The sequence below is a fragment of the Dyella monticola genome, from assembly GCF_003363155.1.
Classification (GTDB): Bacteria; Pseudomonadota; Gammaproteobacteria; order Xanthomonadales; family Rhodanobacteraceae; genus Dyella_B; species Dyella_B monticola.
In genome coordinates this window covers 15950-39122 of record NZ_QRBE01000009.1, presented here as the reverse complement: position 1 = coordinate 39122, position 23173 = coordinate 15950, and the positions used below count along the sequence as shown (strand labels likewise).

General features: G+C 61.2%; 20 protein-coding genes and 1 riboswitch. Of the genes, 8 read left to right on the top strand and 12 right to left on the bottom strand.

The window, feature by feature from the left end:
- Positions 1-51: 51 nt before the first annotated feature.
- Positions 52-987, bottom strand: a complete 936-nt coding sequence (gene lpxL / locus DWU98_RS14565) for an LpxL/LpxP family Kdo(2)-lipid IV(A) lauroyl/palmitoleoyl acyltransferase (protein WP_115496290.1) — start codon at positions 985-987, stop codon at positions 52-54.
- A 262-nt stretch (positions 988-1249) separates the two neighbouring features.
- Here lpxL and waaA point away from each other — a divergent pair, with 262 nt between their 5' ends.
- A complete protein-coding gene (waaA, locus tag DWU98_RS14560; protein WP_115496426.1) occupies positions 1250-2515 on the top strand; it encodes a lipid IV(A) 3-deoxy-D-manno-octulosonic acid transferase in 1266 nt (421 codons plus the stop codon).
- Between the two features lie 45 nt (positions 2516-2560).
- Here the strand turns inward: waaA and DWU98_RS14555 are convergent, their stop codons facing one another.
- The 3 genes from DWU98_RS14555 to DWU98_RS14545 form a co-directional block, all read right to left on the bottom strand.
- Positions 2561-3895, bottom strand: a complete 1335-nt coding sequence (locus DWU98_RS14555; RefSeq protein WP_115496289.1) for a TolC family outer membrane protein — start codon at positions 3893-3895, stop codon at positions 2561-2563.
- Positions 3896-3932: 37 nt separating this feature from the next.
- Entirely contained in the window at positions 3933-4592 is a 660-nt protein-coding gene (locus tag DWU98_RS14550; RefSeq protein ID WP_115496288.1) for a protein-L-isoaspartate O-methyltransferase family protein, read from the bottom strand.
- A gap of 162 nt (positions 4593-4754) precedes the next feature.
- The gene (locus tag DWU98_RS14545; RefSeq protein WP_147293332.1) at positions 4755-5084 is read right to left on the bottom strand and encodes a hypothetical protein; all 330 of its coding nucleotides are present in this window, start codon (positions 5082-5084) and stop codon (positions 4755-4757) included.
- An 85-nt stretch (positions 5085-5169) separates the two neighbouring features.
- Between DWU98_RS14545 and DWU98_RS14540 the strand changes: the two genes are divergently transcribed.
- Both DWU98_RS14540 and thiC read left to right on the top strand, forming a co-directional pair.
- Positions 5170-5823 carry a TetR/AcrR family transcriptional regulator gene (locus tag DWU98_RS14540; RefSeq protein ID WP_115496286.1) on the top strand — a complete coding sequence of 218 codons (654 nt, stop codon included), beginning with the start codon at positions 5170-5172 and terminating at the stop codon, positions 5821-5823.
- Between the two features lie 88 nt (positions 5824-5911).
- Positions 5912-6007, top strand: a riboswitch (TPP riboswitch).
- Between the two features lie 88 nt (positions 6008-6095).
- On the top strand, positions 6096-7973 hold the full coding sequence (gene thiC / locus DWU98_RS14535; protein WP_115496285.1) for a phosphomethylpyrimidine synthase ThiC: 1878 nt from the start codon (positions 6096-6098) through the stop codon (positions 7971-7973).
- 339 nt (positions 7974-8312) lie between these two features.
- Here thiC and DWU98_RS14530 read toward each other — a convergent pair whose 3' ends face one another.
- Positions 8313-8660, bottom strand: coding sequence for a helix-turn-helix domain-containing protein (locus DWU98_RS14530; RefSeq protein ID WP_115496284.1), 348 nt, complete (start codon positions 8658-8660; stop codon positions 8313-8315).
- A 130-nt stretch (positions 8661-8790) separates the two neighbouring features.
- Here DWU98_RS14530 and DWU98_RS14525 point away from each other — a divergent pair, with 130 nt between their 5' ends.
- Together DWU98_RS14525 and DWU98_RS14520 are read left to right on the top strand one after the other, a co-directional pair.
- Positions 8791-9072 carry a hypothetical protein gene (locus DWU98_RS14525; RefSeq protein WP_147293331.1) on the top strand — a complete coding sequence of 94 codons (282 nt, stop codon included), beginning with the start codon at positions 8791-8793 and terminating at the stop codon, positions 9070-9072.
- 135 nt (positions 9073-9207) lie between these two features.
- Positions 9208-9597: a DUF3224 domain-containing protein gene (locus DWU98_RS14520; RefSeq protein ID WP_115496282.1), complete on the top strand. Its 390-nt coding sequence runs from the start codon at positions 9208-9210 to the stop codon at positions 9595-9597.
- Between the two features lie 152 nt (positions 9598-9749).
- Here DWU98_RS14520 and DWU98_RS14515 read toward each other — a convergent pair whose 3' ends face one another.
- Positions 9750-12638, bottom strand: coding sequence for a dermonecrotic toxin domain-containing protein (locus DWU98_RS14515; RefSeq protein WP_115496281.1), 2889 nt, complete (start codon positions 12636-12638; stop codon positions 9750-9752).
- Positions 12639-12824: 186 nt separating this feature from the next.
- On the opposite strand from DWU98_RS14515, the gene DWU98_RS14510 reads away from it, so the two are divergent.
- On the top strand, positions 12825-13397 hold the full coding sequence (locus DWU98_RS14510; protein WP_196239518.1) for a ferritin-like domain-containing protein: 573 nt from the start codon (positions 12825-12827) through the stop codon (positions 13395-13397).
- Between the two features lie 54 nt (positions 13398-13451).
- Here DWU98_RS14510 and DWU98_RS14505 read toward each other — a convergent pair whose 3' ends face one another.
- The 3 genes from DWU98_RS14505 to pdxR (DWU98_RS14495) all read right to left on the bottom strand — a co-directional run bounded on the left by DWU98_RS14505 (position 13452) and on the right by pdxR (DWU98_RS14495) (position 16720).
- A complete protein-coding gene (locus DWU98_RS14505) occupies positions 13452-14468 on the bottom strand; it encodes a zinc-binding alcohol dehydrogenase family protein (RefSeq protein ID WP_115496279.1) in 1017 nt (338 codons plus the stop codon).
- 179 nt (positions 14469-14647) lie between these two features.
- The gene (ppa, locus tag DWU98_RS14500) at positions 14648-15181 is read right to left on the bottom strand and encodes an inorganic diphosphatase (protein ID WP_115496278.1); all 534 of its coding nucleotides are present in this window, start codon (positions 15179-15181) and stop codon (positions 14648-14650) included.
- Between the two features lie 105 nt (positions 15182-15286).
- Positions 15287-16720 carry a MocR-like pyridoxine biosynthesis transcription factor PdxR gene (gene pdxR, locus DWU98_RS14495; RefSeq protein ID WP_115496277.1) on the bottom strand — a complete coding sequence of 478 codons (1434 nt, stop codon included), beginning with the start codon at positions 16718-16720 and terminating at the stop codon, positions 15287-15289.
- A gap of 296 nt (positions 16721-17016) precedes the next feature.
- Between pdxR (DWU98_RS14495) and DWU98_RS14490 the strand changes: the two genes are divergently transcribed.
- Positions 17017-17475, top strand: coding sequence for a hypothetical protein (locus tag DWU98_RS14490; RefSeq protein WP_147293330.1), 459 nt, complete (start codon positions 17017-17019; stop codon positions 17473-17475).
- A gap of 19 nt (positions 17476-17494) precedes the next feature.
- Here the strand turns inward: DWU98_RS14490 and DWU98_RS14485 are convergent, their stop codons facing one another.
- A complete protein-coding gene (locus tag DWU98_RS14485; protein ID WP_115496275.1) occupies positions 17495-18346 on the bottom strand; it encodes a 2OG-Fe(II) oxygenase in 852 nt (283 codons plus the stop codon).
- A gap of 180 nt (positions 18347-18526) precedes the next feature.
- Positions 18527-20653, bottom strand: a complete 2127-nt coding sequence (locus DWU98_RS14480) for a prolyl oligopeptidase family serine peptidase (protein WP_115496425.1) — start codon at positions 20651-20653, stop codon at positions 18527-18529.
- 197 nt (positions 20654-20850) lie between these two features.
- Here DWU98_RS14480 and DWU98_RS14475 point away from each other — a divergent pair, with 197 nt between their 5' ends.
- On the top strand, positions 20851-21432 hold the full coding sequence (locus DWU98_RS14475) for a hypothetical protein (protein ID WP_115496274.1): 582 nt from the start codon (positions 20851-20853) through the stop codon (positions 21430-21432).
- A gap of 41 nt (positions 21433-21473) precedes the next feature.
- On the opposite strand, the gene pdxR (DWU98_RS14470) is transcribed toward DWU98_RS14475, so the two are convergent.
- Positions 21474-22991, bottom strand: a complete 1518-nt coding sequence (pdxR, locus tag DWU98_RS14470) for a MocR-like pyridoxine biosynthesis transcription factor PdxR (protein WP_115496273.1) — start codon at positions 22989-22991, stop codon at positions 21474-21476.
- Positions 22992-23173 lie beyond the last annotated feature (182 nt).

Sequence of the window (23173 nt, the reverse complement as noted above, 5' to 3'; positions counted from 1 at the left end):
CTATGTACCGGCCGCGGCTGACGCCTTCCTGTCGTGATCACTACGGGGTGATCAATAAATGGGCGCAGACCCTTCAGGCCGGGTCTTGAAGCGCTTATGCACCCACAGGTACTGCTCGGGTGCCTCGCGCACCATGTCTTCGATGCAGCCGTTGACGCGTGCCGTATCGGCCTCGGCATCCGCGCTGGGCATATTCTCCAGCGGGGCACCCAGGCGCAATACGTAGCCGCCGCTGCCGGGCAGTCGCCGGTGGAAGAACGGCACGACCACGGCCTGCGACAGACGCGCCAGATGATGCGTGCCAGTGATGGTGGCCGCAATGACGCCGAAAAACGGCACGAAGGCGTTGTCCTTGCTGCGCATGTCCTGGTCGGGTGCGTACCAGAGCGTGCCCCCGCTACGCAGGTATTTCACGGTGCCGCGGATGTCGTCCTTGTCGAACATGGCGCGCGCATACCCTAAGCGTGCGCGCAGCACGATCCATTCGAACACGGAGTTGTCCATGCGCCGATACATGCCGGCGATGCGGATGCGCTGCGAAACCAGCCGCGCGCACAGCTCCAGATGCGAGAAATGACCGCCGACCAGCAGCACGCCACGCCCTTGCGCATGCGCGGCTTCGAGATGTTCCAGCCCCTCGACGGTGACCGGAATCTTGCCGATGGCGCGATCGGAGCCCATCCAGCCCAGCGCGAATTCGATCAGCATCAAGCCGATGTCGCGCAGATGCGCGTCCACCAAGGCGGCTTGTGCCGGTGCATCGAGCTCGGGGAAACACAGCGCCACATTGGTCGCGGCCACTTGCCGTCGCGGTGACGGGACGCGTTCGATGATCCAGCCCAGTGCGCGGCCGATGGCCATCAACACCGGGAAGGGCAGCATGGCGATGAGCTTCATCACGCCCACGCCGATCCACGCCGGCCAGAGGCGTGGGGAGAGCAGGGAGCGGGTGAAAGGGGGATAAGGTGTTCCGGGCATTCGGGGCATTGTAGCGGTACGCCTGCTTTCCCTCTCCTCGTCGGCGCGCCGTTTCTCCCTCCCCTACGTGTAGTAGGGGAGGGTTGGGGTGGGGTGAAGCACTCTCGCGATGCGGTTCAACCATGCGTGGCGATCGCTACGCGAGCTTCGCTCGCGTCACCCCACCCTAGCCCCTGCTCGCAGGGGAGGGGACTGCATTTCGCATTCGTCTGATTTCCAGGGACTATTGCGCGTGCCCGTATACTTCCGCGTCCAAAGACAGGAACGTCCGTTGCGCTATCTCTATACCCTCCTGATGTACCTCGCTACGCCGCTGATCGTGATGCGGCTGCTGACGCGCGGGATGCGCTACGGCAATTACCACCAGCGCTGGCCGGAGCGGTTCGGCATCTTCAAGGCGCCGGATTTGCGCGGCAGTATTTGGGTGCATGCGGTGTCGGTGGGCGAGGTGAACGCGGCCGAGCCCCTGATCAAAGCGTTGCGCGAGGACTACCCCAACGCGCCGCTGGTGGTGACGACCGTGACACCAACCGGTTCGGCACGTGTGCAACAGCTGTTCGGCGGTAGCGTGTTTCATGTGTATCTGCCCTACGACCTGCCGTTTTCCGTGCATCGCTTCCTCAAGCAGATACGTCCACGGCTAGCGTTGATCGTGGAGACGGAGATCTGGCCGAACCTGTATTTCGGCTGTTATCGGCGCGGCATTCCGCTGATGATCGTCAACGCGCGCCTGTCCGGACGTTCCCTGCGCGGATATGCGCCAATGCGCGCACTGCTCGGCTCGGCCTTGCGCTGTGTGCGACATATCGCTGCGCAGTCGCGCACTGACGCGGCGCGCTATCGGCTGCTGGGGGCCGATCCCGCGCTCGTCACCGTCAGCGGTAACCTCAAATTCGATATGCCCGTGCCGGATGGGGCGGTGGAAGGCGGCGAGATGTTTCGCGAGCAATGGGGACGGTTGCGGCCGGTGTGGATCGCCGCCAGTACGCACGAGGGTGAGGAACTGGCGGTACTGGAGGCGCATCTGGAAGTGCTCAAGCGGCTGCCTGATGCGTTGCTGCTGATCGCGCCGCGCCATCCCGAGCGCTTCCGGCTGGTGGAGCATTCGGTGCGCAGCCTGGGTTTCACCACGGCCACGCGCAGCGCCGATCGCGTGCCGGGAGAGTCGCACCAGGTTTTTCTGATCGACACGATGGGCGAGCTCATGCCGTTCTTTGCGGCGTCGGATGTCGCTTTCGTGGGCGGTAGTCTGGTGCCGATCGGCGGTCACAACGTGCTGGAACCGGCAGCATTGGCTCGCCCTGTGCTGGTCGGGCCGCACACGTTTAACTTCGAGGAAATCACGCTGACATTGATCCGCGGCGGTGGCGCGAAGCGTGTGCTGCAAAGTGAAGCGCTGGGGGGCGAAGTGCTCGAGCTCTTGCAGGACGGAGTGCGCTGCAAGCAGATGGGACGTCAGGCGCGGGTAGTGTTCGATAGCGAACGTGGTGCCGTGGGGCGCGTGATGCACCTCATCGACCGCATGCTGCAGGAATAAAAAAAGCCGGGATAGCCCGGCTTTTTTTACGCTTCACGTCGCTGCTTACTGCAGCAGCGAGTTGATGTATTCCAGATCCTTGTAGGTAATCGTGCCGGCCGACTGCTTGAGCAGCAGCCGATTGAGCACCAGCTGATGGCGCGCCGTAGCGTAGGTGCTCTCGTTCTGGGTGAGGGTATTGATGGCAGTCAGCACGTCCAACATGATCTGCGTGCCTACCTGGAAACCGGCCTTGGTGGCTTCCAGCGCTTCTTGCGCGGAATCGACCGCCGCCTTGCCCGACTGCACTTCGCTGATGCCGGCGAGCACCGAGTTGTAGTAGTTGATGGTGTTCTGCACCGTCTGGCGGCGCGTGGATTCCAGCGAATCCTGGGCTTCGTCGCGCTGGTCGATGGACTGGCGAACCTTCGACTGTGTGGCGCCACCCTCGAAGATCGGTACCGACAGGGTGATGCCGATGGTGTTGCCGTAACGGCCATTGCCGGCGACGTTGTAGCTGCCGTTTTCCAGCCATGCCGTGCTCTTGGCGCGGCTGATGCTGGCGGTGATGGTGGGCAGGTGACCGGCGCGCGCGGCGTTGATGTCGTGTTCGGCCGCATTGACCGAATACTGCGACGACAGGATGTTCGGATTGTTCTTCAGCGAGCTGTTGACCCAGTCGTCCGGATTGGCCGGTGCGGGCGGATCCATCGGCAGATCGTCGCGAAGCTTCTTCAGATCTCCGACCGGCTTGCCGGTGATCACGGTCAAGGCCTGGCGATCGTTCGACAGCGTATTTTCCGTACTGATGGTCGTGGCCTTGGCCGCCTCGTAAAACGACTTGGCCTGGTACACGTTGGTGACCGCGGCGATGCCCACCTTGTATTGCTGTTCGGCCTGATCGTAGGTGACGCGGAAGGCTTCTTCGTTCGCCTTGGCGTACTTGACCTGCTCCTCATCGTTGAGGATGGTGAAGTAGGCGGTGGCGACGCGGACGAACAGGTCCTGCGCGGCCGCTTCGTAGGTTTGCTCCTGGGCGTCGGCGGTCGAATGCGCGGCCTGCAGGTTCGCAATGTCGCCCAGGTTGAGGATCGTCTGGTCCAGTTCGATGCCGACCGAGCGCGAGCGGATGTGGCCAGGGTTCTGGCCCGAGGAGAATTCCTGGCTCGAACTGGAACTGCCGCTTTCCTGCTGCAGGCTCATGTTGCCGGTAATAGTCGGCAGCAGCAGCGCGCGCGCCTGCGGAATACCTTCGTGCACCGCCAGACGGGTGGCGTCGGCCTGGGCCAATACAGGGTCGTTTGCACGCGCCTGACGGTATGCATCCAGCAAATCCTCGCCGTGGCTGGGCAGGGACACTGCAGCCAGGGTCAGGGCAAGGGTCAGAAGCTTCAAGCGCATGGTTCGCCTCGTAGGGGTCGGGGTCGGGTGGCGGGGATCAAAAAACGAAACGGCGCGGAGGTTCCGCATGCGTGAGATAGGGAAGATCCGTCTCGAACAGGTTTTCTTCGCGATAGCGGCCGTTGCCTTCGTGCGTAAGCAGCACCACCTGTTGTGCCGGCGACTCGCCACGAATGACAAGCAGCCGGCCGCCAGGCTTGAGCCAGCCAAGGAAACGGTCGGGGGTACGGTAGACGGCGCCTGTGACAACCACGGCGTCGAACGTGCCTTGTGGCTGCCAGCCATCCACGGCTTCGCCGGTTAGCAACTGCACGTTGGCAATGCCGGCGGCTTTCAGGCGTTGGCCGGCGGCGGCGGTGAAGTCCGCATGGATGTCCACGCTGGTCACCTGCGCGGCGAGGTTGGCCAGGCAAGCGGTGAGGAAGCCCGAGCCGGTGCCGATTTCCAGCACGCTGTCGTCGGGTTTCAGGCCCAGTGCCTGCAGCATGCGGCCTTCCACCACCGGCTTCATCATCACTTCGCCGTGGCCGAGCGGCAGGCATAGATCGCCGAACGCCAGCTGGCGATGGGCCGGTGCGACAAATTCTTCGCGATGCACGTGGCGCAATACCTCGAGCACGCGACCGTCGAGCACCTCCCAGGGGCGCACCTGGTTCTCAACCATGTTTTGACGCGCCTGATCGAAGTTCATCGCCATGGAAAAACAAGCCTGTGTGGATCGAAAAAGGTCAAAAAGGATAAGCGTTTAGACCCTGTTTCGACAATGGTTAGGTTGCGGGCACACCCGGTTTGCACGAAGTGCCGGAAGTCATCGCGATGACCTGACGTAAGTCATGCAATGTCCTGTGTCCGCGGACACTTACGCGCTTTTCCGATGGTCACGAACGATGCTCAAACCCACCTCGATCGGCAGCTGTAAAAGCGCCGCCGCGGTGCTCGCGCCGAAGGCCGGATCCAACCGTTCGATGCGCCTGAGCAACCATTCGCCGCGCGCACCGGCCGCCACGCACAGCCACGCCAGCCAGCGGCTGAGGCGGTGCTTGTCCGCCGCGTCCAGCGCCGGCAGCACGGCACGAATGGTGAATACCTGTCTGCGCGCTGTCCGGCCGCCCTCCAGCCACGCCGACAGCAGGCGTTGGGCCTTGCGGTAGGGCGCGCTGAGCGCCATTTCGGGGATAGTTGCGCACATGGGCCGAAATATTCGGTATCATTCAGAAAATAAGTAAACCGACCCGTATAATAAATTGGGTTTTTTGATTTGTGAAGGTGCATCCATGAACTCGATCCCGCTGACCAAGCCGCACGGGCCAGGGCGCCCCAAGGACATGGAAAAGCGCGCGGCCATTCTCGACGCCGCCAAGGCTCTGTTCATACGCAACGCCTTTGCCGGCACCAGCATGGACGCGATTGCCGCGGAGGCGGGCGTATCCAAGCTGACTGTCTATAGCCACTTCGGCGACAAGGACAACCTGTTCCGCGAGGTCATCCGTTCGCGTATCCAGGACCTTTTGCCCGAAGAAACGTACCAGTTCGACCCCTCCGCCGATATCGGTGACATCCTCCATCGCATTGCGCTCATTCACGCGCACTTAGATTGCGATGCGGAGAACGTCGGCACGTTCCGCGCCATTCTCAGCGACTGCCGCCAGGGCAACCCGCGTTTCGGCAAGCTGATGTGGGAAGAAGGCCCCATGCGCACGCGCGCCCTGATGGAACGCCTGCTGCAGAAGGCTGTGGATACCGGCAAGCTCGACATCGCCGACGTGCCGCGCGCAGGCATCCAGTTCATGGCGCTGATCAAGGGCGACATGATGATGCGCCGCATGTTCGGCTGCGCCGATTGCGCGCAAACCTACGCCAAGGAAGTGGAAGAGAACGCCCACGCGGGTGTGGCCATGTTCCTGCGCGCCTACGCCCCCCGGCGCTGACGTCAGGGCCTGCTGTGCAGGGCCGGCCAAGACCTGAGCCAGCTCACTCGTTTATCACCCCGCTTCGTGGTCAAATAGCGGGGTTGTTGTAAGGAAGCGGGGGTGCCGACCACCTGTCGGCTGAGAGAGTCCCTTCGAACCTGATCCGGTTAGCACCGGTGTAGGGAGCTTCGCCGCACGGCTAACGCCGCGCGTTGGCGCCATCGCTTCGATCCCTGCGGATACCCGCACACCCGCTGCACTCCGGTGCGGCTCCAGAAGGACGAACGCTGATGAACGCCTTGCCCTCCGATCTCGTGCGCGCCGCGCAAGAACTCTCCGAAGCCGTGACGCGCCCGATTCCGGGCTCGCGCAAGATCCATGTGCAGGGCAGCCGTCCTGACCTGAAAGTGCCGATGCGGGAAATCTCGCAAGCGCAAACGCCGACGTTGTTCGGTGGCGAAACCAACCCGCCCATCACCGTCTATGACACCTCCGGCCCCTACACCGATCCGGATTACAGCGCCGATCTCGCCGCCGGGTTGCCTGCGCTGCGCGCCACCTGGATTGCCGAGCGCGGCGATGTGGAAGAACTGTCGGGCCTGACCTCCAAATTCGGGCGCGAGCGCGCGGTCGATACGCAGCTCGATGCGGTGCGATTCACGCACCTTCGTAAACCGCTGCGCGCCAAAGCCGGTGCGAATGTCACGCAGATGCACTATGCGCGTCGCGGGTTCATCACGCCGGAGATGGAATACATCGCCATCCGCGAGAACCAGCGCATTGAAGTGCTGAAAGAAAGCGCGCTGCGCAATCAGCATGCGGGCGAATCGTTCGGCGCATCGTTGCCCAAGCTGATCACGCCCGAATTCGTGCGCGATGAAGTGGCGCGTGGTCGCGCCATCATTCCTGCCAACATCAATCATCCCGAAAGCGAGCCGATGATCATCGGCCGCAACTTCCTCACCAAGATCAACGCGAACATCGGCAATTCCGCCGTGAGTTCGGGCATCGCCGAGGAAGTGGAAAAGTTGGTGTGGTCGATTCGCTGGGGTGGCGACACGGTGATGGATCTGTCCACCGGCAAGAACATCCATGAAACGCGCGAATGGATCATCCGCAATTCGCCGGTGCCGATTGGAACGGTGCCGATCTATCAGGCGCTGGAAAAAGTCGGTGGCGTGGCCGAGGAACTCACCTGGGAATTGTTCCGCGACACGCTGATCGAACAGGCCGAGCAGGGCGTGGATTACTTCACCATCCATGCCGGCGTGCTGCTGCGCTTCGTGCCGCTTACCGCCCGGCGTGTCACCGGCATCGTATCGCGCGGCGGTTCGATCATGGCCAAGTGGTGCCTGGCGCATCACCGGGAGAATTTCCTCTACACGCACTTTGAGGAAATCTGCGACATCATGAAGGCGTACGACGTCTCCTTCAGCCTGGGTGATGGGCTGCGTCCGGGTTGTGTGGCCGATGCGAACGATGCGGCGCAATTCGGTGAACTCGATACGCTCGGCGAACTCACCCAGATTGCGTGGAAGCATGACGTGCAGGTGATGATCGAAGGCCCCGGCCACGTGCCGATGCAGTTGATCAAGGAAAACATGGAGCGTCAGCTGGAGAAGTGCCACGAAGCGCCGTTCTATACGCTGGGGCCGCTTACCACCGATATCGCCCCGGGTTACGACCACATCACCAGCGCCATCGGCGCGGCGATGATCGGCTGGTTCGGCACTGCCATGCTCTGTTACGTCACGCCAAAGGAACACCTGGGTTTGCCGAACAAACAGGACGTGCGCGACGGCATCATCGCCTACAAGATCGCCGCGCACGCTGCCGATCTGGCCAAGGGCCATCCTGGGGCACAGGTGCGTGACAACGCACTCAGCAAGGCGCGCTTCGAATTTCGCTGGGACGACCAGTTCAATCTCGGGCTCGATCCGGACAAAGCACGTGAATTCCACGATGAAACCTTGCCCAAAGACGCGCACAAATCCGCGCACTTCTGCTCCATGTGCGGCCCGAAATTCTGTTCGATGAAAATTACCCAGGACGTGCGTGACTACGCGGCCGAGCACGGCGTGGATGAAGGCGCCGCGCTGAAGGAAGGCATGGCTGAGAAGGCTGCCGAATTCCGGGCGCAGGGTGCGGAGGTCTATCACAAGGCGTGACCGTTGCGCTCATCCGCGTACGAGGCGGGTAAGCCTGCGCATCGCTGATGGTGCAATCACCGCGTGGCTTTAACGCGACGCCGGCAGTGCGGTCTATGCGAGCCAGACGTGTTCCCTCACGCCGGTGAGGGTTGCGGCTGCCGCTTGTGCGTCGTGATCGCGCAGCGTGAGGCGGAAGTGCCCGAGGTTGGGCGCATGCGCAGCGCACCCAACGGGATGTTGCCGCTGGACTCCAGCGCATTTGCGAGCTTGCCGGTGAATGCGTTGGCGCCGTCCATCGACGCGTTGAGCGCGGGAGGGGGCGGGCTTTGTGTTTGCCGCGAAGCGGTCGGTCGCGGCTTAACGAGCGGATGGCTTGCCTGGGGGCCGGCCTTTGCTGGCGGGCTTGGCGGCCTTTTGTTTGCGCGAGGACAGGCGTGGCGGGCGGCTCCGGCTCACGGCGCCCTTCAGTCGTTGTTCGTAGTGTTTGGCAAATTCAGGGAAGCTGATGTCGTAAACAGCGCAGAATTCCCTGACCTGTAAGACATCGATGCCTCGCCGTCCGACCTCGACCGCCGACACATACGTTTGGGGCCTGCCTAGGGCTTCGGCCGCTTCGGCTTGCGTCAAATCGGCCTGTCGGCGTAGATCGAACAGCAGTGTCACCAGCTCCTGATGCTCGGGCGAATAGATGGACTTCCGTTTCATGGCCCCTCTCGCTAGGTGGGCGATGACGGTACAAGCCGGATTACGTCTACGCTAAATACAGCTTTTTACTCGTTTTATGACTACCTTCAACACGTAAAATCAATGGCGTGCTGGCAAGGAGATGCAGGATATGGACGAATCCGATAACCATGGATCCGCCTATGTAGACGTCCGCTATCAGCTCGGAGCCGAAGGCTATCGGCATTTATGCGATCTGCGCGATGACTTGCTGATGCTTTGTGCAGGCATGGCGCATTACATGCCAAAAGAACCGGGAATGGCAGCCGTCCGCGGCACCTTGGTCGACTGGCTGAAAAATTTCGCCTGCACATTGGGAGACGTCTTGAATGAGGCGAGCAAGGTGCAGGGCGACCTCGATCACGCTTTGCCTGCAAAAGCCTGGCGCCATTGACACGCTCCCCCCAAAGGGCGAGCGGCAGCTTGGCACGCACGCCATGGGGCGAACGCTCGCCTAAAAGGGGCTGGCGTGCAAGCCGTCGCTGCCCCGCGCTATCGTAGGGGCTTGCCAACCTTGACGGAGCAAGCCATGCGCGCCACCGGATCGTTCGACGTGAAGCTTTCACCGCAACCTCCCGCCCCGGGTATCGAGCCGGCGAACCTTGGCCGCCTGACCATCGATAAGCAGTTCCAAGGTGATCTGGAAGGTAGCAGTCTTGGCGAAATGCTTTCGGCCATGGGGCAGGTACAAGGGTCGGCCGGATATGTCGCCATCGAGCGTGTGACGGGTGTGCTGCATGGCAAGCGCGGCAGCTTCGTGCTGCAGCACCAAGGGCTGATGGACCGTGGCGTGCCGACATTGTCGGTAACGGTGGTGCCCGATTCGGGCACGGAGGCGTTGAGTGGTCTGCGCGGTTCGTTTGATATCCAGATCGAGCAAGGCAAGCACTCTTACGTGTTTGAATACACGTTGCCCTGATCACCGGGCCCGATGCCGGGACGCGTTGTCCGCATAGCGACCGAATGCCCCGGAGGTCTATCGCAAAACCTTGAAGCCGTGAGGCTTGAGTCGCGATAGGGGTTTCCACGCGCGAAAATGGGCGCGTAAAAGGCGAGCGGGGCGAACACAGGCTAATCAGATGTGTCGTTGCCGCCATGGCTACTGGCACTACTGCTGCTGTCGTTTCGTGGAATTTCCGGCGTCGCCCTTTTCCCAAGTACACCTTGGCTATTTGTACGGATATAACCATGTCGGTTGTATTTTACTGCTCCGTTGTCTTTCCATGTTTCTTTCAGCGTCGCTCCAGCTTTTTTATAGAAGCCGTGCAATTCATCGATGTTTTTTATAATGCTCCAATGTCCTTTATTGACCATGGCAATCGGAAATTCGCCGGATTCCGCGACGGCAAGAATCAATCCCTTTTTTTTGAAAAATTCCTTCTCTTCAATCATCCTGAAATTCGGATAGTTGACTTGGGGTCCGTGGCGAATAACGCTGTCATGCGTCGTCTGCAATGTATTTCCAGCGGCAAATGCCGTGTGCGGTCGGTTTTTGTCGACCTTGGAAATGGCTTCATTCAGACGGTTGATGATGCTTGATTCTTCCTTGGATGCGGTAAGAACGGTCCGAGGTTTTCCCGCTCCCCGGAACGTAATCATGTCATGCATATCGTAGTCGCCCGTGAAAGGTATGCGCTCCCATTCCGGGAGCGATTTGAGCGGCGCTAACGACTCAGTAAGATGGTCCAGATCAATGGGGTAAATGTAGTGCGTAGCGCCATGTTCGGTAACTTCTTCGACATTGCGCAACCCATGGCGGCCTCTGAGATAGATTCCAACCAGTCCCTTGCCTTCTTCCCAGTGGCCGACATAGCCGTCGATGCCCGCGGCTTTGAGCTTCTGCATGATCGTTGCATAGTCTTTGGGATAGTAAGCGCTGATTGAGCTTTCCTTAATGGTTTTTTCCAATATGTCGTGCCCTTTGGCGGCGGCTCCTTTTGCGAGCTTTTCCAGGGTCAACGCCCCCGCCTTCCGGAAGCTGACCGCAAAATGTCCTTTCTTCGATGCATGCGCCAATGCGTCCATATGTTCCGGCAAAATGAATTCGCGTCCGATCCGATCGTTGACGCTTTTGCTCGACGCCCATTTGGGTGCGCGCTGTGGTCCCATGACATAGCCGATACGGCCATTGGTTCTTGCTGGGGTGTTGAAGAAGGGCTTGCTGCTGGGCGGATTCGATGGATTGACGGATGGCTGCAGATTGAGTGGGCTATCGACATCGCCCTGTGCGAATTTTCTTCCCCCCGACTCGCCGCCCTTTAAAGCACCCAGCAAAACCAGCGGCATCAGCCCGTTGACGATCGAGGCGGTGCCTTCGGGTTTGTTCCGATTCGTTTGGTCGACGCCGACGCCGAGGCTTGCGCTCGCGCTTGCGAGATCGCCGGCAGTGACGGCTTTTTGCAGCAAACTCACCCCCACCCTCATCACCGACAGTGGCGCCAACGCCCCTCCCAACACAGTGCAGACAATGTTCGCCCACTTGAGCGCCGTGCGCTCGGTGACATCTCTATCGGATGTCACCAGTGTTTGCGCATCGGCGTAACTGCGTGCCTTCACGTCCTGGGTCAGATGTTCGAAGGGATCGCCTTCCTGGGGCGCAAGCGCTACGTAGCTGTCGGGATTCCATTGTCCTTTGTGCCAAAACAGGGTGGGAGGCGCATACACGTCCGGATAAGCCGCAAGACCGTTCAAGATGCCACGTACACCCGCTTTGCCAAAGACGTTATCGGTTCCATCCTGCTGGTCGTAGGCCTTGAAGTGCCTCTGCAGTGCATCGCACCTGGCGGAATCTTTCATGGCATTGGCCAGCCCGCTGCGCAGTTCAGCGACCGAATCGAAACCTTGCAAGGACGGTTGGCCGCCAGGCGTATAAAGCAAGATGCGCCCGTTTTTATCCTGCGCATACATCACATCGGTGGACACATAGCCGCCGATACTCAGCCGGCCGGTTGCGATCTCCGTGCTTGGGGGTTGTTGCACCATGCGCGCGGCCAATTGAAGGTCGGCGGGCTGGAGGTCGCCCGGCTGATGCGTCGTCGCCGTTGTCCGCGGGATGCAAGTGTAGGCAACGCCTGTGAAAGACAGGCGTGCCTGCTGTGAATAGTTCTTTTCGTTGTCGCTCCAGAACGTATCCAGCTGGGAATCGACAATTTTGATAGGGTCCACCTGCCAGACCATGGCATGAAAATCGTTTGGGTCGATAGGCAGCTGGGTTGTAGGGCTGTAGCGGGAGTCGTCGCCGCCTTTATAGATGCCCTCGTAGGTGTAGGTGTAGTCGGACTGCTCATCATGCCGGTGAAAGGAGAAAATACCGGGTGGCTTGATCGGCAGGTTTGACGTGACCTGGATGTCGGGGCCGCCGGACCGATACGGAACCACGCTATCAATGAGCGCTACGGTAGGGGGATCCTGGGTGTTGTGCATGGTCGCATCGGTCAATGATTCCTTTCGCTCGACCTCTCCGGGGTAGGGGCCCGCATTGGGATTGCCACCGGTGTTGTACTTGAGGTTGACCAAATACGTGTGGTCCGGATCGACGTCCAGGCCGTACTTGGCTTTTAACTCTCGATGCAGCCAATCGGAGGTAGTGGCTTGAGGCGTTGGCGGCGCAGGCGGGGGCTGTAGCTCCTGTAAGTATTGCGATAGGGGATCACGTGTAACGTCGCGGCTCGCGGAAGGGGCGTTGGCGAAAGGGAGCGCCGCGCTCGATGCCTCAGTGTTTGCGGCTTGTGCCCGGGGCGATGTGCTGGGAGCCGATGCGTGCGGCGTTGGCGAGAGAGTGCCCGCGCTGCGTGTATGTTCCGCGAGGCCGTTAGCTGCACCATTGAATGGGTTGCGCTGAGGGCTCACGAGGGGGCCGGCACTGGACGCGTTTTCGGATGACACCGCTTCGGCGTTCGCGTTGTTGGAGGTCGATGCATGGGGGACCAAAGAGGGTGGCAGATTGGCAATGTTTTGCATCGGCGCTCAGGCGTTCTTCAAAGAGGGAGCGCCACTGTGCCGGACTCACTCGGACAAAGCGTGTTTCCCATGTACCTCGCGCGCCTGAATGTGGGACGCCTTCGCGACTTTATTTTCACCCGTGCTTCGCGGTGGTGAAGACAGGATGGATAGACAGCACCGATCAGCCATACGCAGGAGAGAATCATGGCGACAAAGCCTTTTCTCATGGATATCCAGACCATCCGCAAGCGCGCGCGTGAACATATCGAAAAAGGTGCGGTGACCGAAGGCTACAAGGCCGACCGCGACACCGTCATCAAGTTGCTCAATGAAGCGCTGGCCACCGAAATTGTGTGTACGTTGCGCTATAAGCGGCATTACTACATGGCCTCCGGTATTCACGCCAAAGGCGTGGCAGCCGAATTCCTGGAGCATGCGCGTGAGGAAGAGCAGCATGCCGACATGCTTGCGCGGCGCATCACGCAACTGGACGGCGCGCCGAATTTCAATCCGGATGGCCTGTTGACGCGTAGCCATTCCGATTACGTGGAAGGCGGCGATCTGGTCGACATGATCAAGGAAGACCTGGTCGCCGAACGCATCGCGATCGACAGCTACCGCGACATCGTGCATTACCTTGGTCACGATGATCCAACCTCACGGCGGGTGGTGGAGGAAATCCTCGCCAAGGAAGAGGAGCACGCCGAAGATTTGTCGACCCTGCTCGAAGAGCTCGGCAAGAAGGGTGAGCCGGCCAAGCCGAGGACGCATCATTGATATCTAACTGCATGCCGTCATTCCCGCTTTCGCAGGAATGACGGCATGCAGGCGCTACCAACCGGCGACAACGAGCTTGCCGATCGTGCTTCCCGATTCCAATCGCCGATGCGCCTCGCGCACGTTCTGGGCGTTGATCGGGCTCAGCGTTTCACGCTGTATGCCGCGCAGTTCGCCTTCGTCGATGAGTGATGCCACACGCGCGAGAATACGGCCTTGCTCGCCCATGTCGGATGTTTTGAAGCGCGACCGCGCGAACATCATTTCCCAATGGATGCCGATGCACTTGGCCTTGTACGGGTCACCAATATTCAACGGTGACGTCGGCTCGACGATCAGGCCCAGGTGAGCTTGCGCTGCAAGCAGCTCACCCAGCTCGGTCCAGTAAGGCGCGGCATCGACGAGACAAAGTGCCGCGTCGATCTCCTTGAAGCCGAGCGCCTTCAATGGTTCGGTGAGCGGTTGACGATGATCGATCACATGCTGCGCACCCATCGCGCGACACCATGCCTGCGTTTCGGTTCGCGATGCCGTGGCGATCACGGTGAAACCCGCGCGGCGCGCCAGCTGGATGGCCATCGAGCCCACGCCGCCAGCGCCGGCGATGATCAGCAGCGACTTGCCGCTACCACCGTGTTCCGGGTTGTAGGGCATGCGCTGGAACAGTAGTTCCCACGCGGTAATCGTCACCAGGGGTAACGCCGCCGCGCCGGCTGCATCGAGCCTGCGCGGGCGATGCGCCACCAGCCGCGCGTCGACCGCCTGATACTGCGCATTGCTGCCGGCGCGGGTGACATCCCCGGCGTAATACACCGCATCGCCTGGCCTGAATCCCATCACTTCGGCGCCGGCCGCTTCCACCATGCCGGCGGCATCGAAACCCAGTACACGCGGTTGTGCCTCGACCTGCGGCTTGGGCGCGCGCAGCTTGGTATCGACCGGGTTCACCGATACCGCCTCCACGCTCACCAGCAGATCGTGCGCGCCGATATCGGGCTTGGGCAGGTCCACATCCACCAGCGACTGGGAGTCGTCGATGGGCAGGTAGCGGGTAAGGGCAACAGCTTTCATGGGGTGGATCTCCCGGTGCGAAGGATCATGCGCTGACAACGCCTGCCAGTGCGCTGGGCGAATTGTCCGTTCCCATACGCATGACGGGGATAAGGCCGCGTGAAGCAGGGCGTCCGGCGTGCACAAAAAAAACGCGCCGCGGGGGGGCCGCGACGCGTTTTTTTATCGATCGGACAACATCAGGCCTTGAGCTTGCAGCGCTCCACGCCGGCGATGATTTCCGCCTTGGCTGCTTCCGCGCCGACCCAGCCATCCAACTTCACCCACTTGCCCTTCTCCAGGTCTTTGTAGTGCTCGAAGAAGTGGCCGATGCGTTCCAGCCAGTGGTCCGACACGCCCTTGATGTCCTCGATATGGGCATAGCCGGGGAAGATCTTTTTCGACGGGATCACCACCAGCTTCTCGTCCGCGCCGGCTTCGTCGGTCATTTTCAGCATGCCGACCGGATGGCAGCGGATCACCGAGCCCGGCACCAGCGGCAGCGGCAGGATCACCAGCGCGTCGAGCGGGTCGCCGTCACCGCCCAGGGTGCCTGGCACGTAGCCATAGTTGCAGGGGTAGCGCATGGGGGTGGAAAGGATTCGGTCTACGAAAATCGCGCCGGTTTCCTTGTCTACCTCGTATTTGACCGGTTCGGCATCCTTGGGAATCTCGATGACGACGTTGATTTCATTCGGCACGTCGCGGCCGGCCCTAACCATATCCAGGCCCATGGGGCACTCCTCACATCTTTGCCAAAGCAGGGAAAGCCGCTCAGCATAAGGCAAAGCTTGCCGCGGTGCACCAAGCAGGCCCTTTGGCCGGCCAGAAGGAGGCGATCAGGCGCGCTCCATGTGGTCCAGGCACTGCCCGAAAAGCTGCATGGCTTCGCGCAATTCCGTGACGGACAGCGCGCAATAACCCAATAGCAGCCCCTGGCGCTCGGGCGCATGCCGATACAGCGGCGCCATCGGATAAAGGCCCAGGCCGTGTTCATGCGCATAGGCAATCAGCGCCTCGCAGCGCGGGGCATCGTAACCGCGCAGCCATGCCACCAGATGCATGCCGGCCGGGGTGTCGGTGATGTCGACGCGATCGCCTGCGTGTTCCTTCAGCCCCGCGACCAGCACGTCGCGACGTGCCTTCAGTTCCTTGCGCGCCAAACGCAGATGCCGCTCGAAACCGCCGTCTTCCATGAAGTGCGCGAGGGCCGCTTGCTCGATCACCGGACAGGCCATGTCGCTCAGGTATTTGGCGTTGAGAAAATCCGTGCGCAGCGCGGCAGGCATCACGATATACGCCAGCCGCAAGCCGCCGAACAACACCTTCGAAAACGTGCCGACATAGATGACGCGATCCTGTTCATCGAGCGAGCGCATCGCCGCCAGCGGGTGCGCGTCATAGCGGAACTCGCCATCGTAATCGTCTTCCAGAATCCAGCACTGATGCTGTTGGGCGTAATGCAACAGTTCAACCCGGCGCTGCATGGAAAGCACGGCGCCGGTCGGGAAGTGGTGTGACGGTGTGACATACACCAGGCGCGGCGATTGCGCGGGAAGTTCGTCGCACACCAGACCCTGCTCATCCGTGCGTACCGCGACCAGCTCGGCACCATGCGCCGCCAAGGCCTGATGGGCGAGGAAATAATGCGGTTCTTCAAGCACCACGCTATCGCCTTCGTTCACCAGCACGCGCGCGGTGAGGTTGATGGCCTGCTGGGTGCCGGTAACGATCAGGATGTCATCCGGTTGCACCTGCACGCCGCGGCGGCGCGCCAGGTAATCGCAGGTTTGCTGACGCAGTGCGCCGACACCGGCCACTTCGTTGACGTTGAGGCGGGTATAGGCGGCGGCGCGCACCAATTCGCGGCCCCAGGCATTGTTGAGCGCCGGATTGATCACCGGATAGCCGTACTGAAGGTTGTAGCGCAGGCCGCGGTGCATGCGCGGAATGTCCCAGTTGCGCACCGCGCGCGCGCGTTGGGCATAGCGGGAAGGCGGGGCGATGGCCATGCGCCCGTGCGGAGGCGCCGGCCTGGTTTGCAGGTGGCTGACAAAGCTGCCCGATCCCACCCGGCCGTCGATAAATCCTTCCGCGCGCAACTGTTCATACGCGGCGAGCACGGTGGTGCGTGACAGTTCGAGTTCCTGCGCCAGTTCGCGCGTGGGCGGCAATTGCGTGCCGGCCACGATGCGACCGTCGAGGATCGACACTTTCAATGCACGTGTCAGTTGCTCATACAGCGGCCCATGGCCGTCGAGTTCGAGATACACACCGCGCCCTCCCAATGGCTCTAAGAAAATACGGGCAATTGGCTATGGAGGGAATGGGCGGGTCTGCCTAGTCTGAACCTGTCGCGGGGCTATCCAGTATCAGCATCGTGCTGACCTCTCCCCAGGGTGGCTGGCCCCTCCGGCAGCGATGGCGTCTCCCTCGCTTCTCACACCCGCGGGGCGTGCTTCCAGGACCGCTCCGCGGGTTTTTTCCCGATGAATTACCTGACTGAGTACTGTCCATGTCGATAGCTGTCGAAGGCAGAACGGCGGGCGCCCGGCGAGGTGCACTGCTGATGACGATCGTCGTTTTGGCGCTTGCCACGGCGGACCTGATTTTCGCCTGTACCTACTGGCACGGCCTGTACGGCGTTGCGCCTGCACGGGTGGCGCAGAACATCGCCGCGGGCCTCCTGGGCAAGCGCGCTTTCGCGGGAGGCAGCAGCACGGTATTGCTGGGCGGCTTGCTCCATTACGCCATCATGGCGGCCATGGTGGGCGTGTATTACCTGGCGAGCAGGCGCGTCTTGGCGCTGATCGAGCGGCCTTGGCTGTATGGAGCCTTGTATGGCGTGATGCTCTATGCAGTGATGAACCTGATGGTGGTGCCGCTTTCGGCCGCACCCAAAGCGCCATTCGTGCCGAGCTGGATGGTCGGCAGCATCGTGGTGCATCTGATCATTGGCGTCGTGACGGCGCTGAGCGCGCGCGCGGCGCTTGGCGGCCGTATGGTGGTCGCCAGGCGCGAAGGGTGAGGGCAGAAAACCGCGCTATTCAGCGCGAATTCTTTTGAAACGGACGCTCACGCAGCCACTTGGTGGCGATCCACTTCTCGCCTTTTTGCACCGGCAGTCCGGCATGCAACGATGCCTCGTCGCCCGTGTCATACGCAAAATAGACGGCCGCGCCGCGGCGTGCGGTGACGGTGACGCCGACTTCCGGAAAAGCAGTGCCGCCGCCGGCATCGGGGGTATTGAGATACATCACCAGGCTGGCGATGCGCTGGCCCCCTTGGGCGGTGATCGCCGCAAAACCCGGTTGCTCCGGATTGAACCAGTCGTAATGCGGCTCATATTGTTGACCGGGCAGGTAATGCAGTACCTGCAAGCCTTCGCCGTGGTCGACGGGAATGCTCAGCATCGATGCGATGCGCTGTTCGATGCGCTTGATCAGCGGCGTTTCACCGGTCGTGAAAAACATGCCCTCGCTGGTGCGGCGCGCGTCGATCTGCTGCTTGCCTGAGCTGTCGACGGTCTTGGCGCGTTGCAGGCGTGGTGTTGCCTGCTCGATCAGCGCGATGCACTCATCCGCCGACAGAAAATCGTTGAGCACGCGCAATGCGGGCGATTCCATGCTCAGGCCGATATGGACGGTGTGTCCGTCGATCTCCATCTGCGGCGGCTCGGGATGTCGCGTGCGGCGACCCGGCGTTTTCGTTGGCAGCGTGTTGGGATCGAGTGCGGAGATCGGCATGTTCAGCACCGTGGCGACGATGCTGCGGCTTTGGCGCGGATCGTAGCCCGTTTCCTGCATAAGCTTGAGCACGGCTTCGACGCTATGGCCGGCGCGCGTGGTGGAGAGGATCCACTCGCGAAGTTCAGGGCGTATGGGGAGGTGCGATTTCATGCAGGCGATTTTAGCCGTTGTGCGCGCGGCATGGTTTACGTCTCCGACAGCCCCCAGCCCTGCGTGTAGTTGGGGGTGAAGCAAGCTCGCGATGAATTGACGTGGTACTGCAAGCGCGTGCGACCCACCCCAACCCTCCCCTGCCAAGCAGGGGAGGGAGTCAAGCTGCTAACTGCGGTGTTACTTCAACTGATCCCACAAGAACTCAAATGCGAGCGCATGCATATGTGCGGACTGCTTGTTGTCCGCACCGGCGCCATGACCGCCTTCGGTGTTCTCGTAGAACCACACGTTTTTGTAGCCCATGCCTTGCATCTTCGCAGCCATCTTGCGCGCCTGCACGGGGCCCACGCGATCGTCGCTGGTGGTGGTGTAGAACAACACCGGCGGATAGGTCGTACCGGCCTTCACGTTCTGATAGGGCGAGAAGGTCTTGATGAATGCCCACTGCTTGGGATCATCCGGGTTGCCATATTCGGCGATCCACGACGCGCCAGCGGAGAGATGGATATACCGCTTCATATCCAGCAACGGCACCTCGCAGGCAATGGCGCCGAAAAGCTGCGGATAGACGGTAAGCATGTTGCCCATCAGCAAGCCGCCGTTGCTGCCGCCTTCCGCGCCAAGATGACTGGGGGACGTGACACCGCGTTTGATGAGGTCGCTCGCCACCGCGGCAAAATCCTCGTAGGCGCGCGGGCGATTGGCTTGCAGGGCCGCCTGATGCCAACGTGGGCCGTACTCGCCGCCGCCACGGATATTGGCAATGACATACACACCGCCACGCGCCAGCCATGCGCGTCCGATGCTGCCGCTGTAGAACGGCTGCAGCGAAACTTCAAAGCCGCCATAGCCATAGAGCAAGGTGCGATGGGTGCCGTCGAGCTTCAGATGCTTCGGCGCGATTTCGAAGTACGGCACCTGTGTACCGTCCTTGGAGGTCGCAAAGTGCTGGCTCACTTCGAACTTCGATGCATCGAAGAACGCGGGGCTCTGCTTGATCGTCTGCGCCTGCCCTTCGCCCAGTACGCCGCGTTCCAGCGATGAAGGAGTGAGGAATCCGGTCACGCTCAGCCAATATTCGTCACTGTTGTCCGGATCGGTATCCACCACCGACACCGTGCTGAAGGTGGGAGCGCCGGGCATGTCTTGGCGTGCCCAGGTGCCGTCGTCTTTCGGCGTGAGGACATCCAGCCGGCTCTTCACGTCGTCCATGATGTCGAGGATGAGGTGATGGCGCGTCCATGCGTAGTTCGACAACGCCGTGTGCGCATCCGGCGCGAACAGCGTGGTGAAATGACGCTTGCCGGCCATGAAGTCGTCGTACTTGATGGCGATGAGTGCGCCCGATGGATACGTCGTGCCGCCCACCGTCCAGGCGTTGCGCAGTTGCACCACTAGCCATTGGCGATGCGCGTCCACATTGGCCGCATCCTCGGGGACATCCAGATGGATCAGCTTGCCGTCCTTGAGCTGATACATGTCGCTGTGGAAGAAATCGTGCGCCACGCTGACGAAGTCGCGTTCGAATCCCGGCGTGCGGTCGTGGGAGGCAACGACCGCAAGATCACTCATCTTGCCTTCGTAAACGGTGGTGGCAGCGCTCAGCGGCGTACCACGCTTCCATAGTTTGGCGATGCGTGGATAGCTGGACGTGGTCATGGAGCCGGGGCCGAAATCGGTGCCGACGTAGATATGATCGTTATCGATCCAGCCGACCTGACTCTTGGCGATCGGTAGTGCGAAACCGTCTTTGACAAACGACTTGCTCGGAATGTCGAACTCACGTACTTCCACCGCATCGCCGCCACCGGGTGAAAGGCTCAACAGGCAGCGGTTGTAGTCCGGCTTCAGGCAATCGCTGCCCTTGAACACCCAGTGCTTGCCTTCGGCTTTGTTGAGCGCATCGATGTCGAGCAATACCTCCCACTTCGGTTCGCTCTTGCGGTATTCCTCCAGCGTGGTGCGGCGCCAGAGCCCGCGCGGATGCGCCTTGTCCTGCCAAAAGTTGTAGAGGTAGTCGCCACGGCGTTCCACGTAAGGAATGCGTGCGTCGGAGTCGAGTACTTGAAGAATCTGGTCGCGCGTGTGCTGGAACTGTGTGCTGTCGGCAAACTGCTTTTCAGTGGCCGCGTTCTGGGTGTCGACCCATTGCATGGCGCGCGCGCCGTGGATGTCTTCCAGCCAGAGATAGGGATCGTCGGCGCTCGTTGTCGCCTTTGGGGTGGGGGTATCGTGAGCTTGGGTCATGCCACCCATTATGACGGCGAGCGCGAACGCCAGCCGCACCGATGATTTCAAACTCATCATTCCGCTCCAAGGTAGGCGCAAAGTCGATCTTGCGCGGAACATCCAGCATGCACTTTCACCGCCATGAAACGCCAGTGATGAAAGCCAGTGGCTAAAGGATGGGGTGACTCGTCACCGAGATAACGCACCACCCCGAGTGGGGCGCGCCATGCTGTCCTGGAGGCTCATATCCCATCTTTACACAGGAGCTTTTTATGCCCTTTCATATCCATGTAAATGCCGCACCCCACATAGAGCACGTCATTCCAACGGGTAAAGAATCGGGCAGCCGGCCCGATGGCATCGGGCATGAGGCCAAGCCATTGATGACCTCCAGCGCAGGATTTGCCGACGCTCAGGCCAGTAGCAAACCACATGGGCTCTTGGGACGGCTGCCCACGCCATCGGTGGAAGCCAGGGCGGTGACCTGGGAGGGCAATATCTATTTCGTCAAACAGCCATCGAACACGAGCACACCTCAACCGCTCTATACGCGCGACTCGGCCGGAGTGCTCAAGCAGACGCCCAAGCTAGGCATCTATGATGGCAAGGATGGGGTGAAGCTGCTGGACATTGGACTTCCAGGAGGCTCGGATAAAGATTCCTTGGTTGGCGGCAAAAAAAGCTCGAAGTCCACCACCCCATGGACAATGAAACGTCTCGTAAACAAATTGACCCGTTCCAGTTCGTCGAACACGGCCGGGTACCGCCCGATTGCCGAGAAAGGAACGCCGGCTCATGACGCGCAAATGGCTGCTGCGCGGCAAGCGGCTATGGATGACAGATATATGTCGTGAAATCGCCAGCCGTACCGATGATTTCAAGCCAGCGGGGAAAATCAGTGGCTCATGCCAGGTTGCGTCGCTGCAGGCTTGGCCTGGGATGCTTTGGGTAAGCGGTACGCGCTGATCCGCGCGAGCGCACGGGCCATGCGGCGTACGGCTTCCTGGAGTTCGGTTTCGTCGAGGAAACTGAAACCGAGCCGCACATGGCCTTGCTCGCGTTGGTGGAAATCGTAGCGTTTCGCACTGAAAAACTGGACGCCCTCGCGGGCGCCTTCCTGGCTCCAGCGATCGATGGCAATGGACTCGTCCACCCGCGCCCACAGTCCCATGCCGCCATCGGGTACATGGAAGTGCAACGCGCTGCCAAGCTGTTGTCGCAAGGTGTGCGCCAGTGCATCCCGACGTGCCGCATAGGTGCGTCGCATGCGGCGCACATGCCTCAGCAATTCACCATCTTCGAACAATTCGCCGAGGGCGCACTCCATGGCAACGTCGCTGCGTGGATCGCTGGCCGCGCGCAAACCGGCAAGACGTTGGAATACAGACGGCGGTGCATGGACGAAACCGGTGCTGATACCGGGCGCGAGCAGATTGGACAGCGAGCCGATATAGATCACGTTCGCGCCGCCCGGCCCCGCGGCAATCGGCAGAATGGGTTTGCCAGCGTAGTGGAACTCGTGATCGTAATCGTCTTCGATGATGGCGAAGTGGTGCGACTGCGCCAACGCCGCAAGCCGCGCACGACGCGCCTGCGACATCACGCTCGTGGTCGGGAACTGATGATGCGGTGTGAGAAAAACGGCGCGGATGTGTTGGTGTTTCAGCAGATCTTCCAGCGCGTCCACCTGCATGCCTTGGTGATCCACCGGCAATGCTTGCAGTTGTGCGCCGGCCAGACGCAGCACGCTCCATGCGGGCGGATAACCGAATGCTTCCACGGCCACGACGTCGCCGGGCTTGAGCAGCATGCGTGCGACAAGATCGATACCCTGTTCGAGGCTGCGCGTCACCATCAACGCATCCGCCGTGGCGGGCAACGCACGCGTGCTGCGTAGCATCCTTGCCAGCTCTTCGCGAAGGCGCGGGTGACCGCACGGATCTGCGTAGCCAACCAGCGAACGCCCCCGTTGCACGATGGCGCGGCGGAATGCGCGCGCAAGCGCTTCGGCGGGAAACAGCCGCGTATCCGGCAAGCTGTGCGCAATCATCAATGTGCCCGGTGGCGGCACTTGCACTGCGGGCGCAGCGTGAACGGCTTCGTCGAGCGAATAAGCGGGCTTGTCTTGCACAGGCCGCTCGGTACGCGTCATCGGCGGCAGTAAGGGCGCAACGAACGTGCCGCCACCGATGCGCGTATGCACCCATCCTTCCGCGACGAGTTCTTCGTATCCTGCCACGACGGTGTTGCGATTTACGCGAAGCTGCTCGGCCAGTTCCCGCGTGCCGGGTAGTGACTCTCCGGCCTTCAGACGCCCGCAACGTATATCGTCGGCAATCGCGTTGGCGAGCTGCAGAAAAATCGGCAGTTCGTGTTTGGGATCGAGCGCAATGGTCAATGCCCAGCGACGCATGGCGGGGATGCTCTGATCAATTCTGCACCGGCGTCACCGGCTCCATCCGTTCGCAGATCACGGGGCCATCGGCGACGGCAGACTGGCCGTCTGTCGAGACGATGGACCGAAGGGATGCGGACAGATGGAGCCGGCCCCAATGAACTGGATTTAAAGCGACGGGGTGATGTCCAGAAGGCTCG